The following is a 16,494-nucleotide window of genomic DNA, read 5'->3' on the forward strand; positions in this document are numbered from 1 at the left end:
ATCCTATTCAAGCAACTAGGCGATGGGAATTCGAGACAACCTGAAGTGAACATTTCTTTGAAAAAGTGTACGGATAACTTGTCTGCGCAATATAGTGGATAGAATCTCCCAAAAAGGAGTGATAAGGTGGCTCTTTCATTAACGGATATTCCAACAGTTAAACCCTCTGCGACGGGTGTTTTCCTGCTGGCCCTGCCCTTAATTATCTTTATTTTTTTCTTCACACAGCCTAAAGCGAGTGATGAGCTGCAGTAGTCAGGAGAACGGGGGGGCAGCGCAGCAATGTGCTGCTCGTAACCGATAGATCAAAAATAAAAAACTTAATGATTCAGCAGCCGTTTATTGTAGTTATGGGCTGCGAAGGCTCCCCAGATCATGCAGATGGGATGGGTGATCAACAAGCTGAATCCCAGTGTGAGGACACCGACAACTCCTTCAATAATCAGCATGATAATGGCACCTGCGATTGTAGAATAAAACATGCCGAGAGAGCCGAATAGAAAGGTTAGTACCAAGGACAAGCCGACACTTTTTGTACTGGCAACGACCACGGTATTTTGTTGTATTTTAAACGAGTGTTTAAGGAGTAATCAAGCATTTGTAAAAATATGCTAAACTGACATGGGGATCAGATTAGAAAGGGACGTGTTGTGGTGTACAGGGTAGTGGATTTGGCCTGGCTCGGGTCTGTGTTTTTGCTTTTATTTGTTGTGGTGGACATGTTTCTTCATAAGAAGAAGAGGCTGTTGCATCGGATTATTTTTTATTCCTTCCTTTTTTACATCATAAATGTACTTCAGCTGGTTACCGGAGGCATTGTTGTTCCCCGATCAGACCAGCCTTTTCAGCTTCTTTTGCAGTCTGTGCCTTTTCACTTTTTGTCAGATTGGTACCAGGATTATAAGAATAATGGATTTGACTGGTTCTTTTGGAACTCGGTCAAGCTGTCATTTTTAAATGTGCTGCTGCTGTTTCCGATGGGCATCTACCTGCCTGTATTATTTAAGAAAGGTTCCTGGAAAAGAGTCACCGCCGGAGTATTTTTAACGAGTTTTTTCATCGAGTTGCTTCAGCTGACTTTAGGCTTTTTCAGGCTCCTTGAAATGAGCAGGAGCATTGATGTGGATGACTTAATCTTAAATACGATCGCCGGGTTGCTCGGGTTTGTGTGTTACAGGATTGGCAGGATGATGGTCCTGTTGAAGAATAGGAAGGAGAAGCGTCTTAGCAGCTAGCTGCTTTTCCCTTCCTAATATTTAAACAATCGTTTAAAACCTGCGCCCGCCTTTCATTTTGCACAATGCCCATTTTCCTGTTGCAACCAGAGAAAATGGGTGTTTTTGTGTGCAGTAACTGACGGCTGTATCGATACATAAGATAAAAATGGTTAAGTATCAGGGCGTTAGGGGGAGTACCATGAATGTCTTGTTTTTTACCGATTTAGGGATAGATGATGCGTTTGCTCTTATTTATGCGTTGAAGCATCCCCAGATCAAGGTGATCGGTATTGTTGCGGACTATGGGAATGTTTCAAGGGACAGGGCGATCCGAAATGCCCAATACATTTTAACGATGACGAACTCAGATCATATCCCGATTATTTCTGGAGCAAGCCGGCCTGTGCTGGGTACGGAGCCTGAATTTTTTCCTTATGTTCATGGAACGGAAGGCCTGGGTACGGTTATACCTGAAGAGATGCCTAAAGTCTTATATAATTTCAGCAATATTTTTACCGTTATTAAAGAATCGACGGAGCCTGTCTCGATCGTCAATATTGGCCGGCTTACTTCGCTGGCGATGGCCTTTATTTTACATCCGGAGTTATTGAATCTGGTTCAAAACATCTATGTGATGGGCGGTGCCTTTCTTGTACGGGGCAATGTCACACCATATGCCGAAGCCAATATTTTTGGCGACCCCACCTCAGCAAGTATCGTGATTAATCATACGAGTCCTTTAGCCGTAAGATTATTTCCGCTTAACGTGACGGAAAAAGCAATTGCTACTCCCCAATTTGTTCAATCTTTGATAAAAGGCTCTGAAGACTCTACGGGACATTTTCTTCGCCGGATTTATGAGTTTTATTATACCTTTTATAAAAAGGAACGCCCTGGCCTGAGGGGAGCTCCTATTCATGACCTGGTACCCGTCAGTGCTCTTGTCAATCCGTCGATTTTTAAGTATGTCGAACGGAATGTCCAGATTGTTGAAAACTCGTCCATTTTCGGAAAAGGTATCACCGTTGCTGATTTTAGGGAGCATCCGGTCATTAATCCGAGTGAAAATGATTTTTCCATTATTGCTTATGATATGGACTACGATGCGTTTTTAAAGGATGTTTATACCGTTATGCGGTCTTGAAGAACATAAAAATAGCTCCTGAACACTGGAGGTCAAGAGCCTACAGGGGTTGAGGTTTTCTGTTTGACTACAAGCTGGTAATGTCCTTAATGCTTTCCAGTATATACTTTGGTTTGTAGGGGGAGGTGGCTGCCATCTCTCTGTTGGAAATGCCGGTTAAGACGAGGACGCTGTTCATTCCGCTTTCATTGGCCATCTTAATGTCCGTTTCCAGCCGGTCACCGATCATATAACAATTCTCATATTCAAGTAATAGTATCTTTTTCACGGCCACCTCCGCCAGATAGCTGGACGGCTTGCCGACGACCAGATCAATAGGTTTTCCTGTGGCTCCTTCCAATGCGCCGATCATGGCACCGCAGTCAGGCAGCTGCTGGTTATTTTCCATGGGACATGTCCGGTCAGGATTGGTCGCGATCACCTTTGCCTGATGAAGACAGGCCTGAAATGCAAGATTCAATTTTTCATAGTTAAATTCCCGGTCCCAGCCCAGCACTACATAAGCTGCCTCTGCAGGATTTTCGGTCAAAGGGATGACGAACTCCTGAAGTTCTGATAGGAGGGGAGCTTCCCCGAGAGCAAGGACCTTCTCTCCGGGAACAAGTACTTCATTTAGATACATAGCGGCAATGTAATTGGAATTGATGACTTCCTGCAACGAAACCTCAATGCCGAGTTTCCTAAGCTTCCTCACATAATCCTGACGTGTCGCGATCGATTTATTGGTTACGAACAAAACTTTGTCGCCCCGTGTTTTCAGGTGATGAATGGCTTCTGCCGAACCGGGAATGAGGCGGTCACCGAGATACACCGTTCCATCCAAGTCAAAAATATAGCCTCTCACCATGGCTATCACCTTCCTGCCGCAAATTTTCCTCATCAGACTTGGAATAGTATATGCAAAGGGCAGATGTTAGTAAGACTGGAAAAAAGAATTTCTGGCATCGGAGAATTTTATTTACCATAAAAAAGATAAAACCCTAACCATATCGAAGAAATATGTAAAAATAATTTGTAGTGTGGTGATTGAATGAGCAGCTTGGGATACATAGGATTAACCATCGGCCTTATGTTTACTCACTATCTATTTGAGGGTGTTAAGAATTTTAAGGAACGGCCATTCTATGTTCACATCGTAGAATTTGTTTTTCTACTGGGGTTGGTCGTTGTAAGTGACAAATTAATAGCTTTGTTTTAAATTTCACCTCACTATCCTAAGAAGTTTTAAAGATAGTGAGGTTTTATTATACTTAAATGTTTTATGTCGAATTTTGAAGTTTAAATAAAAGGGGATGGGAAATAGAAAAAAGGATGTCCCATTTACTTAGGGGACACCCTCTGTTTTATGAGTGAAAAGATGATGTTTGATCGTGGATAGAAGGCTCGAAATGGATGCCGCCAGATTATTCGGCCCAGGCGCCTGATTAATGGCTTCAGGCGCCAGATTAATCAACCCAGCCGCCCGAATATCCGGTTCAGCCGCCACATTATTCCTTCCAGCCGCCCGATTGCATCATTAACTCTTCGATTTGCTTAAGCGGCCTTCAGCTTCTCTGCCTGTTTTGACTTGATTTTAACAAACAGCATAACGATGGCACCGATTAAAGGACCGGCAGCGAGGACAAGGAATCCATAGAAGTAGCTGGAAGTCGCATCCACCACCATGCCGACGACAAGCGGAGAGATGAGCGAGCCGAGCTGCCAGATGGCATTGACGAGCCCCATCGCCGTCCCAACGAGTCTTTCCTCCACCAGTTCACCGATAATGGCAGTCATCACCGGACTGTAGATAAACGCAGTAACGCCAAGTACAGCAGTCAGCGTAAAGAGAATTCCTGTGTGTGTATTCACGCCGAACCAGACCAAAACCGGCGCGAACAAGAATAAAGCCCAAAACGCGATCGTCTTTTTGTTCACGTAGTCCGACACGAATCCGATCAGCGGTTTGCACAAAAGACCTGCCATGCCATAAACCGCCATCATCCGGCCTGCTGAAACCAGCGAAAGATGAAGCGAATGGTTCAAGTAAGCATTGGCCCAGGTTGCGGTTCCCCATGTGGCCCAAAGACCTCCAAACCCCGCTATTCCTGCGAGAATGAGGTTTTTATTTTTCAGTACAGTGAGGATCTCACTCATGGAGGATACGGATTTCTTTGTTCCATGATCCCTCTTGCTCTCTTTTAGGAAAAAGAAGCTGAGCACGATGCCGGCAATCGGCAGGAGACCCGCAACAATAAAGGCAGAACGCCAGCCATGAGCGGCAGCGACTGTCGGAACAAACAAGTTAACGACCGTGACGCCAAGAGACGTTGCCGTCATAAAAAAGCCGATCGCCACACCTCTTCTTTTAGGTGAGATGTGATCGAAAATAGCAGCCAGTGATGCAGAAAAGATGGCGCCTGATCCAAGTCCGGCCAGCAGGCGGAAGACAAATCCCTGTTCAAAGGAATGCACCGTCGACATGGTGAGAGTAAAGATTCCCATCATAAAATAAGAACTGAGCAGAACTTTTCGATAGCCGAACCGGTCGGTCAGCACGCCGCCCGGGAACTGGGTGATGACATACCCTATGTAAAAAGCGGTCATGTAACTTCCTGCATGCGCGGCCGTCAGTCCCATCTCTTTTGCAGCGAGCGGAATGACAGGCGGCCACGACAGCCTGTCCACAAACGAAAACATATACGTCATCCAGACAAGCACAACGACGGTCACTTGCCGGATCCAGGGTTTTTTCATAGATGATAACTCCTTGTATTGGTTTGTGATCAACGGCGATCTTCTTCGTCAGCGCACTCCTCCTCTTCCTCATGTACGTCTAGGTACACTCCGGAGAGTCGTCGTTTGCTTCCTTGAAAATCTTGTCGCTGACAAACCTTATCAGTTTACATTATTACACATTGTTAAACATAACAGACGAGGCCTTTTCATGCATAAAAAAACCTTCTTGAAAGGAGATTCCAAGAAAGTTTATAAGGTGAAGAAGGTAAGCACGGATAAAAGAATTGAGGTCAATGTCATCGCGATCAGCGGACGCAGCGCGCGGCTTTTAAGTGCGCTAAAGCTGACGTTCAAACCAAGGCCGACCATCGCCATCGTGAGGATAAAAATGCTGAGGTTTGAGATGTCGTCCAGCACTTGTGATGGGATGGGAATGATGTCTCCCAGCACATAGCTGCCGATCAGGCTCGTGATGATGAATCCGATGAGAAACCACGGAAACTCTACTTTTGCGGAGTTTTTCTGTCTTTCCGGTGAGCGCTTTTTCATCCAATACATAAAGATGAAGCAGAGCGGGACGAGCAGGAAGACGCGCCCCAGTTTGGCAAGCAAGGCCACTTCGAGAGCATCCTGTCCTGCTGGTGCTCCCGCCAATGCCACATGGGCAATCTCATGCAAAGAGATGCCCGCCCACATCCCATAATTGCTGTCCGACAAGGGAAGCAAGGGCCAGAGTACGGTATAAAGGATAGAGAAAAGCGTCCCCATCAAGGCGATGAGCCCGACGCTGATCGCCGTGTCTTCTTCCTTTGATTTTACGATTGGGGAAATGGCTGCGATAGCCGCTGCTCCGCATACTCCTGTACCGATGCCGAGCAGCAGGGAGATGGACGCGTCTGCTTTCAGCCATTTGGACAGTGCGTACATTACAACAATGGAGAAGGCAACGGTTCCGATGCCCCGGACCAAAAGCGGCAGTCCTTGGTGAAAAATAACGTCGATGTTCAGTTTTAATCCATATAAAATAATCGCAAAACGCAGCAGCTTTTTCGCTGAAAACTCAATGCCTGATCGGAGTTTTTCAGGATAGCCGGAAACTTGCCGGTAAACAACGGCAATCAGGATGGCACTGGCAAGCGGTCCGATGTGATCGAATCCGGGCAGTTTGGATAAGCCTAATCCCAGCAATGCGATAAAAAAGGTAAAAGCGATGCCGGCAAGCCATTGAAGGCGCGGGCTTTTTACGATGTGAGCTGAAGTTTCAGTGTATTCCATAAGTCTTTCCTCCTGTGTACTTCCATGTTACTCTTGGTGGTAGTATAAGTAAAATCACTCTTTTGGATAGTGATGATAACTAATTTGTTATAAATGTGCCAAACTAGGATTTAAACAGATGTTTAAAAACCGGAGGGAAAGACAGTGGATCAGGAACTGCATGTATTTGTGACGGTCGTGGAAAAAGCCAACTTTTCGCATGCGGCGGAAGTTTTGCATATCACCCAGCCGGCGGTGAGCCGTTATATCAAAAACTTGGAGAGTAAAATGAATGCGAAATTGCTTGAACGGAATAACAAGATGGTGCAGATGACGAAGGCTGGAGAAATTGTCTACCATCATGCCAATGAAATCCTGTCGCTCTATGAAAAGATGAATGTGCTTGTCGCTGACTTGATGAGCCAGCCAAGCGGAAAGCTGAGCATCGGGGCCAGTTACACATTTGGTGAGTATATTCTGCCTCACATCATTGCTACGATCCGTGCGGAGTTCCCGCAGATCAACCCGTCCATCATGATCGGCAACACCCGCGAAATTGTTCACCAAGTGGCATCCCGGCATATCGATGTGGGAATTATTGAAGGAAAGATGACAGATGAGCACGTGGCGATGGAGCGTTTTTCTGTGGATAGTCTCGTGGTCGTTGTTTCAGTTGGACATCCGCTGGCTCAGAAGGTGGTTTCGTTTTCTGATCTTGAGGATGAAACGTGGATCGTACGGGAGCAGGGATCCGGAACGCGTGAAGCAACAGAGCAGATGTTTGCTGACCATCGATTTACTCCAGGTTCAGTGATGGAGTTCGGGAGCACGCAGATCATTAAAGAGTCGGTCGAGGCGGGTCTCGGTGTTTCGTTTCTTTCCACATGGACGATACGGAAGGAGCTTGCTTTAGGAACGCTTAAGGTCCTTGATTTGCCGGGCTTTCCGGTCCAGCGGCAGTTCACTCTCGTGACACAGGATACGGAATTTCAGACGAAGGCAATGGAAGTGTTTTTGAGGGTTTTGAAGCAGGGGTGAGATTAATTTTTTGTGCGTTTCCCGAAAAAGTGTAGTACTATTCTACAAAAGAGCGATAGACCAAAGGAGGCTGCTGTTTTGCAGAAAAAATATGTGATCGGAATTGATTATGGAACGGAATCCGGGCGGGTTTTGCTTGTGGATGCTGCTTCCGGAGAAGAAATTGCCACAAGTGTTACCGCTTACAGACATGGTGTGATGGATGAGAAACTTCCTGGAGGTACAGCCCTTGAAGCGGACTGGGCCTTGCAGCATCCCGGGGATTATTTTGATGTTCTGCGTGAATCGGTGCCTGCTGTCCTTCAACAGTCTAAGGTAAGCGCAGAAGATGTTATCGGCCTCGGGATCGATTTTACTTCGTCTACGATTATGCCGCTAACTGCAGAGGGTGAACCGCTCTGCCTGCAGCCGGACTGGGAAGATAATCCGCACAGCTGGGTCAAGCTATGGAAGCATCATGCCGCACAGCCTGAAGCGGACGAACTCACGAGACTTGCAGAAGAGAGGAACGAAGGTTTTCTGAAACGATATGGAGGAATGGCTTCGTCAGAATGGATGTTTCCAAAAATATTGCAGATCTTGAGGGAGGCGTCTGACGTTTTTGAAGAAACGGACCTGTTTATGGAAGCGGGTGACTGGGTTACCTCACGGCTTGCCGGAAACATGGTCCGCAGCAGCAACACATGCGGCTATAAAGCCTTTTGGAATAAAGAAGAGGGTTATCCTTCCGCTGAATTTTTCAGCACGCTCGACACGCGCCTTGAAAACATTTTAGATACGAAAATGCGAGGGCCTGTTTTATCCATTGGTGAAAAAGCGGGAGAACTTACAGAAGAAATGGCTAGGCTAATAGGATTAAAACCCGGGATTGCCGTGGCGGTAGGGATTATTGACGCTCATGCAGGAGTTCCGGCAGTTGGCGCTGTAAACCCTGGCCAGCTTGTAATGGCGATGGGAACCTCAACTTGCCATATGCTGATTTCTGATGTGGAAAAACCGATTAAAGGTGTGTGCGGGATTGTAGAAGACGGTATTATTCCAGGCTGCATCAGTTACGAAACCGGGCAGGTTGCTGTCGGTGATTCCTTTGCCTGGTATGTTGACCAAGCTGTTCCAGATTATGTGAAAAAAGAAGCGTCCGATTCCGGAATGAACGTCCATCAATTACTGGAGAAGAAGGCAGCAGCCTACAGGCCGGGTCAGTCTGGGCTTGTAGCGCTCGACTGGTGGAATGGCAATCGCTCTGTTCTCGTTGATGCTCATTTGTCCGGGGCGATTGTTGGTTTGACACTGGCAACAAAACCGGAAGAAATCTACCGGGCTTTGTTGGAATCAACGGCTTTTGGCACAAAAAAGATCATTGAAAGTTTCGTTGATGCCGGTGTGGCTGTTGATGAAATCTTTGCCGTGGGCGGACTGCCTGAACGGAATCACCTGTTGATGCAGATCTATGCGGATGTGACGAACCGCGAGATTAAAATCGCCGACTCACGCCAGACGACCGCACTTGGCGCTGCGATGTATGCGGCAGTAGCGGCAGGGCGTGAGGCAGGAGGCTATGATTCTATTTTTGAAGCAGCTGACAAGATGGCACGAGTGAAGGAAGAAACATTCAAGCCAATTCCTGAAAACGTGAGGAAGTATGAAGAGCTGTACCGCTATTATTTGGAGCTGCATGATTTTTTCGGGCAGGAGAAGCGTTCGTTGATGCATGGACTGAAGCGGCTGAAGAGCGGAGAGGCAGAAGAAGTGCTGCAAAATGGCGTCCCGCTTTGATGAGCGGGGCTTTTTTTTGTGAGTGGATGTGGATGGGGTGTTTGGCATGTAACGTGCTGTGTTTGGCTTGTAAGCTGCGAAAAGTCGCACGTAAACAAGGAAAAGTGGACAGTAAGTTCCCTTAAGTGGACAGTAAACCAACAAAACCCGCACGTAACCAAAATAACGCACACCAATTATTTCACTCACCGTAGCAGGAATCGCTCTCAATCAACGGGAATAACTACCAAAAAGAAAGGAGAGTAATAATTTGATCATAAAAGAACGGGCATACCCGCAATATATAACCGCTTTGGAGGCATTATTGCGGCGAATTCCCCAAAATCATCCTAAACGGCGGGAAATTGAGCTGGATTATGCCAAAAGGCTGGCTGGTTATCGGGGCGAACAGGCGTTGGACTATCCGCTGGGCTTTTTGCAGGAAAAGGAGTTCAGCATTTTCCATGATCTTAGGCTTCCTGACCGAAAACGGCACTTTCAACTCGATACTCTCATACTTTCTCAACGTTTTGCTCTAATTTTGGAAGTGAAGAACATTGCAGGTACCCTCATTTTTGATGAAGACTTCAGACAATTGATCAGAATTTCCAATGAAAAAGAGGAGGCGTTCGCGGATCCAATCCTTCAAGCTGAACTGCAAAAAGTACAGCTGCTCTCTTGGTTCTCACAACAAAAGCTGACTGTACTCCCCGTCGAAACCCTGGTTGTAATTAGCCATCCCAAAACAGTGATTAAAAACTCTCTTATAAAGCTATCCCCAGAATCCTCAAAAAAAGTAACCCAGAACAAAGACATTCCCTTCAGAATTGCAGCCTTCCAACGCCGATATACAAAAGAAATTCCCCAAAAAGAGATGAATAGAATTTCCCGTCAGCTACTCAAAGCCCACAGCCCTTTTACCCCCGACATTCTCTCGCTCTATGAAATTTCACCCAATGAAATTCTTAAAGGTGTGCACTGTCCAAACTGCAATCACTTACCGATGACAAGGTTTTACGGAAAGTGGTTTTGCACAAGCTGCTCCCATTCTTCTAAAACGGCTTACCTTCCAGCGCTCAATGATTATGTAGCGCTGTTCGGAAGTACTATAACAAACCGCGAGTTGCGCAACTTTCTTAACATAGCCTCGCCTTCTATTGCAGCGAAAATCCTCCATTCTATGAATCTCCCATCTTCAGGAGGTTATCGAAACCGTTCCTACCATCTAACTTCAGAAAACGAAATAAAACAAAAATAAAATTGACAAAACAAAAGCAAATGATAGAATTCTACATAACTTTTAGTTTAGGGAGGATATGTATGGACTATCAGCAGCTTTTTAGTTTAAAAGGGAAGACAGCTCTTGTTACAGGCGGAGGAAGAGGATTGGGGAAAGCGATGGCTGAAGCGCTCGCGCAGGCAGGCGCGAACGTAGTGATCGCCGATATGGACGAGGGCACGGCAAAGCTAAGTGCCGAAGAACTCAAAGCTCATCAGGTAAAAACGCTAGGTCTTAAACTGGATGTGACCCTAGAGGATGAAGTGAAAAGCTGTATCAACGAAATTGTAAGCGATTTCGGTACCATCGATATTCTTGTTAACAACGCGGGAATCTGCCAGAAGATCACGGTGGAAGAACAGAGTTTAGAAGATTGGAAGAAAACAATGGACGTGAACGTGAATGGTGTCTTTCTGCTTTCCAAATATGCGGGAAAGGTTATGAAAGAAAATGGAGGAGGCTCGGTTATTAATGTTGCTTCCATGTCGAGTTTTATCGCCAACACAGAAGCGCAGTGCGCGTACAATGCTTCAAAAGCGGCAGTAGCCATGATGACAAAGTGTCTTGCCTCCGAGTGGGCACCCTATAACATCCGGGTGAACGCCATCGCGCCAGGCTATATGAAAACGGAGATGACGAAGCCAATCTTTGCGCCGGGAGGGGAACTCGCGCATGTGCTTGATCTTGTACCGATGAAGAGGCTGGGAGAACCGCATGAACTTGGCGGGTTAGCGATCTATTTGGCATCGGACGCTTCCACCTTTGCAACAGGATCGACCTTTATTGTCGATGGAGGTTATACCATTTGGTAATAAAATAAGCAGCCGACATAATTGTGTCAGGCTGCTTTTCTTTATTCCGTTTCCACCGTTATCAATTCAACACCATGCTGCTCGAGAGCGGATTTATCGCTTTCTGCTTCACTGCTGTCCGTAATGATGATGTCAAGGTCATCGAGAGCGGCGAAGGATGCGATGGAGTTTTTGTGAAATTTGGAGTGATCGAGCAAGGCTACTACTTTCTTGCTTGCCTTTACCATCGCTTTTTTCAGCTCGACTTCATAGACGCTGAAATCGGTAAGTCCGGATTTAATGGAGAACCCGTTGGCAGAGGTAAACAGCAGATCAATATTAATCTGGCTTAGAATGTTGACCCCGAGTGTACCTTCTAGGGAGTGTGATCCTCGTTTTACGATGCCGCCCAATAAAATGACGGTAATGTCCGGATGTTCATTCAGTTCGAGAGCGGTGTTGATTCCGCTGGTAACAACAGTGAGCCTGATTTGCTTTTCCTTCAAGACACGGGCAAGTTCGAGGGCGGTGGAGCTGGCATCGAGCATGATGCACTGTCCGTTCTCTATCAATGCGGCGGCCTCTTTGGCAATCACTGACTTTTCGGTTTTGTTTTTCTTTTCACGGATGGAAAAGCTCGTTTCATTGTCATTTGACTCTGCCAAGACAGCTCCGCCATGGGTTCGTTTCAGCAGTCCCTCTTCTTCCATGCGTGATAGATCTGTCCGGAGGGTGGCTTCAGATACTTGAATCTCTTGAGCAAGTTCTTTGATGGAGACTCTCTGGCTTTCATTCAATCTATCAAGTATGGCTTTGCGTCGTTCTGGCACAAACATTTTTCCCAATAAAATCACCTACAAATCGATTAGTTATGTTTATCGTTTTGGTTGTTTTACTTTTATTATTCTATTACACCATCTTTCATAAACATTGTAAATCAATAATAAAACAAAATAAAATGAAAATAAAATATAAAAAAACCAAAAATTAATTGACTATTCAAACATAACGGTACTATAATGAACCCAATACCTCGCAATTACGAAAATAAACGATAAAAAAAGAAAGAATATAAAAACAAAAAGGAGGAAAGTCAGTTATTTTTTGAGAAAATGAAAGCGTTCTCTATGACTATCATACAAAGGGAGAGATATTGATGAGCATGAAGACGGTTGCTGAACAAGAGACGAAGAATGTGAGTATTCCGAAGACCATGAAGGCGGTTGTAGCATATGCGCCAGGAGATTACCGGTTTGAAACGGTTCCTGTTCCTGAGATCGGAGAAGGTGAGATTCTTGTAAAAGTGGAAGCGTGCGGAATTTGTGCCGGAGATTTAAAAGCGTTTGACGGTGCACCAAGCTTCTGGGGAGATGAAAAGCAGCCTGCCTATATTAAAGCTCCAATGATTCCTGGCCATGAATTTATCGGTCATGTAGTAGGTCTGGGTGAAGGGGTAACCGGGTTTGAGCTGGGCGAACGTGTGATTTCAGAACAGATCGTTCCTTGCTGGGATTGCCGTTTCTGTAATCGCGGACAATACTGGATGTGTGAAAAGCATGATCTCTACGGATTTCAGAATAATGTAAACGGTGCCATGGCAGAATACATGAAGTTTACGAAGGAAGCCATCAATTATAAAGTGCCTGAGAACCTTCCGATTGAAAAAGCTATCTTGATCGAGCCATATGCATGTTCTTTCCATGCTGTACAGCGTGCGCAGATTCAGCTTGGAGATGTGGTTGTTCTTGCAGGTGCGGGAACACTCGGTCTTGGGATGATTGGCGCCATCAAGAAATCCGGACCTGGGAAACTAATCGTGCTTGACCTTTTTGAAGAGCGTTTAGAGCTTGCCAAAAAATTCGGAGCTGACATGGTGCTCAACCCGGCAAAGGATGACGTGAATGCCATTGTCAAAGAATTAACGGACGGTTATGGCTGTGACATTTATATTGAAGCAACAGGCGCACAGAAGTCGGTGGAGCAAGGACTGACCATGATCCGCAAGCTTGGACGTTTCGTGGAATTCAGCGTATTTAAGGAGCCGGTAACGGTAGACTGGAGCATCATCAGCGATCGCAAAGAACTGGATGTGCTTGGTTCCCACCTCGGTCCATACTGCTACGAGCATGTGATTAAAGGAATCTCCAACGGCGACCTTCCGACAGACGGTGTCGTGACGCATACACTGCCGCTGGAAGAATTCGAAAAGGGCTTCCAGCTTGTGAAAAACGGGGCAGAGTCCTTGAAAGTTGTGCTTGATCCGAATCTATAAAAACAATGGCTGCTGGTTTGAAGCTGGCAGCCTTCTTATTAAAAACCATCAGGCAAAGGAGGAATACAAGTGGATCGTCTTTTGGACAGAATCGGAATGGATCGGAAAATGGCTCTCGGTTATTTCGGGGTTTTGATTTTTATGATGGGTGATGGCCTTGAGTTAGGCTGGCTTTCTTCTTATTTAACAGACCATGGCCTAACGATGCAGGAATCCGCTCTTATTTTTAGTGTTTATGGCTTTGCTGTTGCGATAGCAGCGTGGCTGTCAGGTGTCCTGGCCGAAGTGCTCGGACCGAGGAAAGCGATGATGCTGGGGCTGACGCTGTTTATAGCTGGTTCGGTAGTTTTCCTGACGTTCGGAATTACGAGCATGAATCTTGCTATTATGCTCCCAACCTATGCTTTACGGGGACTGGGATATCCGCTTTTCGCCTATTCTTTCCTCGTATGGGTGACTTATTATGCCCCGGCTGACAAGCTTGGAACAGCTGTAGGCTGGTTCTGGTTTGCTTTCAGCGGCGGATTAAACGTACTTGGCGCGTACTATTCAAGCTTTGCACTGCCGGTGCTGGGTGAAATGAAAACGTTATGGAGCGCACTTGTTTTCGTACTATTGGGAGCGACTGTTGCAATTTTTCTGAACAAAGACAAAGAACACAAAAAGAAATTTGAAAATAAAGGCGACGCTTTGAGATATCTATTAAAAGGCGTGACCATCGCATTTGAAAATCCGAAAATCGGTATGGGTGGAATCGTACGGACGATTAACACATCCGCTGCCTACGGTTTTGTAGTCTTCATGCCGGCGTTCATGATGGATCTTGGGTTTACTCGATCGGAGTGGCTGCAAATCTACGGCTCTCTCTGGACGAGCAACATCATCTTTAACCTTATTTTCGGCATTGTTGGTGACAAGCTGGGGTGGCGGAACACGGTCATGTGGTTCGGCGGCGTAGGCTGCGCTATTTTTACAGCAGCCTTCTATTATGTACCGCTCGCGGCCGGTCCTAATTACTTTGTAGCAACAGCAGTAGCTGCCTGCTATGGCGCATGTCTTGCAGGATTCGTACCCTTATCAGCACTAATTCCTTCGCTGGCTCCAGAAAACAGGGGTGCAGCAATGTCTATTCTTAACCTTGGAGCAGGACTGAGTACATTCGTCGGCCCGGCAATCGTAGGGGCTTTCATTGGAATGGTAGATACTGTAGGCATTATTTGGATCTACACAGGCTTGTATCTTGTGAGTGCTGTTCTAATGAAATTTGTAACTCTTTCCAAAAAGGAAGCGGAAGAAGCAGAACGGGTCTCAATAGAGGAATTTAAAACAGCACAAAAGGCATAAGAGAGTTTGGAATTTAAAAAGATGAAAAGAACGTCTTTTGCGAGGCGTTCTTCTTTTTACCCCAAAACACAAAACGAAAATAAATGAAAATAAATAACAATAAACAATTGACATAAAACGAAATAAATGAAAAAATAAACGAAAGAAAACAATAATTAGAAAATTTCGTTATAAGACTAAAATAGAGAGAAAGGGAGTTGTATAATGAGGATAGGATTGGGTTCTGACCATAATGCCTTTGATATGAAAGAAAGTCTTAAAAGCTATATACAAGAGCTGGGCCACGAGGTAGTAGATTACGGCTGCCATTCGTGTTCTGAGGTCGATTATCCGGAAGTGGCGTTTGAGGTAGGAGAAGGAATCATTCAAAACAAACTGGACAGAGGAATCCTGTGCTGCGGAACAGGAATCGGAGTGGCGATCGCAGCAGGAAAAGTGCCAGGCATCCGCGCAGCCCTCTGCCATGATACGTATTCTGCAGAACGTGCCCAGAAAAGCAACAATGCTCAGGTGCTGACGATGGGATCGAAGGTTATCGGGATTGAGCTAGCCAAACAGGTGGTTAAAACCTATCTCGAATCTCATTTCTCAGGAGGAAATTCCGGAAGAAAAGTACAGCAGATCACAGATAAAGAACTAGAATTTCTGAAAGGGGATGCCGTTCATCATGAAAAAACTTATAAATAATCCGAATCATGTTGTGGAAGAAATGATTGATGGTTACGCAAAAGCCCACCCGCAGCATGTGAGAGTGCTGTCAGAAAACAGCCGCTCGATCGTAACGGCCCGGGAAACAGCAGATGGCAAAGTCGGCGTATTAATCGGCGGAGGATCTGGGCATGAACCTGCTTTTATGGGTTATGTCGGACCAGGAATGGCAGACGGGGTAGCGGTAGGAAACATTTTTGCTTCACCGCCACCGGATCCGATTCTGGAAGCGACGAAGGCTATTGATAAAGGGGCAGGAGTCATTTATGTATACGGCAACTATGCCGGAGATCTGATGAACTTTGGGATGGCGGCTGAACTGGCAGAATTAGAGGCTGACATTCAGGTCGGCAAAGTCATCGTCACCGATGACGTCGCATCCGCTCCTAAAGAGGAAAAGGAAAAACGAAGAGGGATTGCTGGAGAATTTTTCGTAACAAAGGTGGCCGGTGCGGCTTCTGAAAAAGGCTACAGCTTAGAGGATGTCGTCAGAGTCGCCAATAAAGCAAACGATCAAACCCGTACGATGGGTGTCGGACTTTCTCCTTGTTCTCTTCCTCAGACTGGAAAACCAAGCTTTGAGCTTGAAGAAAATGAGATGGAAATCGGCCTCGGACACCATGGTGAGCCAGGAGTAGAAAAAGGCGATCTGCAGCCGGCTGATCAGGTAGCAGACCGATTGGTTCACGATATTCTAGCCGATATGCCATTAGGTGAAGGGGAAAAAGTAGCTGTTCTTGTAAACGGCTTAGGTTCAACCACCAAGATGGAACTCTATATCGTTTTCCGCAGAGTGGAACAGATTTTAAATGAAAAAGGGATTCAGATCCATCGTTCTTTTGTAGGCGATTACAGTACGTCACTAGAGATGGGCGGCTGTTCGGTCACACTGATCAAGCTTGATGATGAACTTGCAGAATTTGTGGATGCACCGGCAGATTGCCCGATGTATGTTCAACGATAAGGAGGAGACC

Annotated in this window: 18 protein-coding genes; 12 read left to right on the forward strand and 6 right to left on the reverse strand. The window is 45.9% G+C overall.

Annotated elements, in window-relative coordinates; genetic code table 11:
• Positions 1-126 precede the first annotated feature (126 nt).
• Positions 127-255, forward strand: a complete 129-nt coding sequence (locus P4361_RS00285) for a hypothetical protein (protein ID WP_255357588.1) — start codon at positions 127-129, stop codon at positions 253-255.
• Between the two features lie 65 nt (positions 256-320).
• On the opposite strand, the gene P4361_RS00290 is transcribed toward P4361_RS00285, so the two are convergent.
• On the reverse strand, positions 321-449 hold the full coding sequence (locus P4361_RS00290) for a hypothetical protein (protein WP_328087706.1): 129 nt from the start codon (positions 447-449) through the stop codon (positions 321-323).
• A 204-nt stretch (positions 450-653) separates the two neighbouring features.
• Between P4361_RS00290 and P4361_RS00295 the strand changes: the two genes are divergently transcribed.
• Complete coding sequence (locus P4361_RS00295) at positions 654-1,235, forward strand: VanZ family protein (RefSeq protein ID WP_328087707.1); 582 nt, start codon at positions 654-656, stop codon at positions 1,233-1,235.
• A 181-nt stretch (positions 1,236-1,416) separates the two neighbouring features.
• The gene (locus P4361_RS00300; protein ID WP_328087709.1) at positions 1,417-2,361 is read left to right on the forward strand and encodes a nucleoside hydrolase; all 945 of its coding nucleotides are present in this window, start codon (positions 1,417-1,419) and stop codon (positions 2,359-2,361) included.
• Between the two features lie 67 nt (positions 2,362-2,428).
• Here the strand turns inward: P4361_RS00300 and P4361_RS00305 are convergent, their stop codons facing one another.
• Positions 2,429-3,208, reverse strand: coding sequence for an HAD-IIA family hydrolase (locus P4361_RS00305; RefSeq protein WP_328087710.1), 780 nt, complete (start codon positions 3,206-3,208; stop codon positions 2,429-2,431).
• Positions 3,209-3,391: 183 nt separating this feature from the next.
• On the opposite strand from P4361_RS00305, the gene P4361_RS00310 reads away from it, so the two are divergent.
• A complete protein-coding gene (locus tag P4361_RS00310; protein WP_328087711.1) occupies positions 3,392-3,559 on the forward strand; it encodes a hypothetical protein in 168 nt (55 codons plus the stop codon).
• Between the two features lie 126 nt (positions 3,560-3,685).
• Here the strand turns inward: P4361_RS00310 and P4361_RS00315 are convergent, their stop codons facing one another.
• From P4361_RS00315 to P4361_RS00325, 3 genes are all read right to left on the reverse strand, one after another.
• Positions 3,686-3,847 (reverse strand): hypothetical protein, encoded by a 162-nt coding sequence (locus tag P4361_RS00315; protein WP_328087713.1) that lies wholly within the window; start codon positions 3,845-3,847, stop codon positions 3,686-3,688.
• 47 nt (positions 3,848-3,894) lie between these two features.
• Positions 3,895-5,097, reverse strand: coding sequence for an MFS transporter (locus tag P4361_RS00320; RefSeq protein WP_328087715.1), 1,203 nt, complete (start codon positions 5,095-5,097; stop codon positions 3,895-3,897).
• A gap of 231 nt (positions 5,098-5,328) precedes the next feature.
• The gene (locus P4361_RS00325) at positions 5,329-6,354 is read right to left on the reverse strand and encodes a YeiH family protein (RefSeq protein ID WP_328087716.1); all 1,026 of its coding nucleotides are present in this window, start codon (positions 6,352-6,354) and stop codon (positions 5,329-5,331) included.
• A 144-nt stretch (positions 6,355-6,498) separates the two neighbouring features.
• Between P4361_RS00325 and P4361_RS00330 the strand changes: the two genes are divergently transcribed.
• The 4 genes from P4361_RS00330 to P4361_RS00345 all read left to right on the forward strand — a co-directional run bounded on the left by P4361_RS00330 (position 6,499) and on the right by P4361_RS00345 (position 11,217).
• On the forward strand, positions 6,499-7,371 hold the full coding sequence (locus P4361_RS00330) for a LysR family transcriptional regulator (protein WP_328087717.1): 873 nt from the start codon (positions 6,499-6,501) through the stop codon (positions 7,369-7,371).
• 78 nt (positions 7,372-7,449) lie between these two features.
• Positions 7,450-9,147, forward strand: a complete 1,698-nt coding sequence (locus tag P4361_RS00335; protein WP_328087718.1) for a ribulokinase — start codon at positions 7,450-7,452, stop codon at positions 9,145-9,147.
• Positions 9,148-9,397: 250 nt separating this feature from the next.
• Positions 9,398-10,384 (forward strand): nuclease-related domain-containing protein, encoded by a 987-nt coding sequence (locus P4361_RS00340; protein ID WP_328087719.1) that lies wholly within the window; start codon positions 9,398-9,400, stop codon positions 10,382-10,384.
• Positions 10,385-10,446: 62 nt separating this feature from the next.
• Positions 10,447-11,217, forward strand: coding sequence for a glucose 1-dehydrogenase (locus P4361_RS00345; RefSeq protein WP_328087720.1), 771 nt, complete (start codon positions 10,447-10,449; stop codon positions 11,215-11,217).
• Positions 11,218-11,258: 41 nt separating this feature from the next.
• Here the strand turns inward: P4361_RS00345 and P4361_RS00350 are convergent, their stop codons facing one another.
• Entirely contained in the window at positions 11,259-12,032 is a 774-nt protein-coding gene (locus P4361_RS00350; protein ID WP_328087753.1) for a DeoR/GlpR family DNA-binding transcription regulator, read from the reverse strand.
• A 326-nt stretch (positions 12,033-12,358) separates the two neighbouring features.
• On the opposite strand from P4361_RS00350, the gene P4361_RS00355 reads away from it, so the two are divergent.
• The 4 genes from P4361_RS00355 to P4361_RS00370 all read left to right on the forward strand — a co-directional run bounded on the left by P4361_RS00355 (position 12,359) and on the right by P4361_RS00370 (position 16,484).
• Positions 12,359-13,468: an MDR/zinc-dependent alcohol dehydrogenase-like family protein gene (locus tag P4361_RS00355; RefSeq protein ID WP_062238007.1), complete on the forward strand. Its 1,110-nt coding sequence runs from the start codon at positions 12,359-12,361 to the stop codon at positions 13,466-13,468.
• A 96-nt stretch (positions 13,469-13,564) separates the two neighbouring features.
• Positions 13,565-14,812, forward strand: coding sequence for an MFS transporter (locus tag P4361_RS00360; protein ID WP_328087754.1), 1,248 nt, complete (start codon positions 13,565-13,567; stop codon positions 14,810-14,812).
• Between the two features lie 204 nt (positions 14,813-15,016).
• On the forward strand, positions 15,017-15,499 hold the full coding sequence (rpiB, locus tag P4361_RS00365) for a ribose 5-phosphate isomerase B (protein WP_091002641.1): 483 nt from the start codon (positions 15,017-15,019) through the stop codon (positions 15,497-15,499).
• Positions 15,480-16,484 carry a dihydroxyacetone kinase subunit DhaK gene (locus P4361_RS00370; RefSeq protein WP_328087721.1) on the forward strand — a complete coding sequence of 335 codons (1,005 nt, stop codon included), beginning with the start codon at positions 15,480-15,482 and terminating at the stop codon, positions 16,482-16,484. Before rpiB ends, P4361_RS00370 begins: the two co-directional genes overlap by 20 nt.
• Positions 16,485-16,494 lie beyond the last annotated feature (10 nt).

Source organism: Fictibacillus sp. B-59209 (assembly GCF_036216745.1).
In the GTDB taxonomy this organism is placed as follows: domain Bacteria; phylum Bacillota; class Bacilli; order Bacillales; family Fictibacillaceae; genus Fictibacillus_C; species Fictibacillus_C marinisediminis.

Bases quoted from the DNA above. Each gene is read 5' to 3' on its own strand.
- rpiB (WP_091002641.1), top strand. From the start codon at position 15,017: ATGAGGATAGGATTGGGTTCTGACCATAATGCCTTTGATATGAAAGAA.
- P4361_RS00320 (WP_328087715.1), bottom strand. From the start codon at position 5,097: ATGAAAAAACCCTGGATCCGGCAAGTGACCGTCGTTGTGCTTGTCTGG.
- P4361_RS00290 (WP_328087706.1), bottom strand. From the start codon at position 449: ATGCTGATTATTGAAGGAGTTGTCGGTGTCCTCACACTGGGATTCAGC.
- P4361_RS00305 (WP_328087710.1), bottom strand. From the start codon at position 3,208: ATGGTGAGAGGCTATATTTTTGACTTGGATGGAACGGTGTATCTCGGT.
- P4361_RS00370 (WP_328087721.1), top strand. From the start codon at position 15,480: ATGAAAAAACTTATAAATAATCCGAATCATGTTGTGGAAGAAATGATT.
- P4361_RS00300 (WP_328087709.1), top strand. From the start codon at position 1,417: ATGAATGTCTTGTTTTTTACCGATTTAGGGATAGATGATGCGTTTGCT.
- P4361_RS00325 (WP_328087716.1), bottom strand. From the start codon at position 6,354: ATGGAATACACTGAAACTTCAGCTCACATCGTAAAAAGCCCGCGCCTT.
- P4361_RS00355 (WP_062238007.1), top strand. From the start codon at position 12,359: ATGAAGACGGTTGCTGAACAAGAGACGAAGAATGTGAGTATTCCGAAG.
- P4361_RS00360 (WP_328087754.1), top strand. From the start codon at position 13,565: ATGGATCGGAAAATGGCTCTCGGTTATTTCGGGGTTTTGATTTTTATG.
- P4361_RS00310 (WP_328087711.1), top strand. From the start codon at position 3,392: ATGAGCAGCTTGGGATACATAGGATTAACCATCGGCCTTATGTTTACT.
- P4361_RS00345 (WP_328087720.1), top strand. From the start codon at position 10,447: ATGGACTATCAGCAGCTTTTTAGTTTAAAAGGGAAGACAGCTCTTGTT.
- P4361_RS00350 (WP_328087753.1), bottom strand. From the start codon at position 12,032: ATGTTTGTGCCAGAACGACGCAAAGCCATACTTGATAGATTGAATGAA.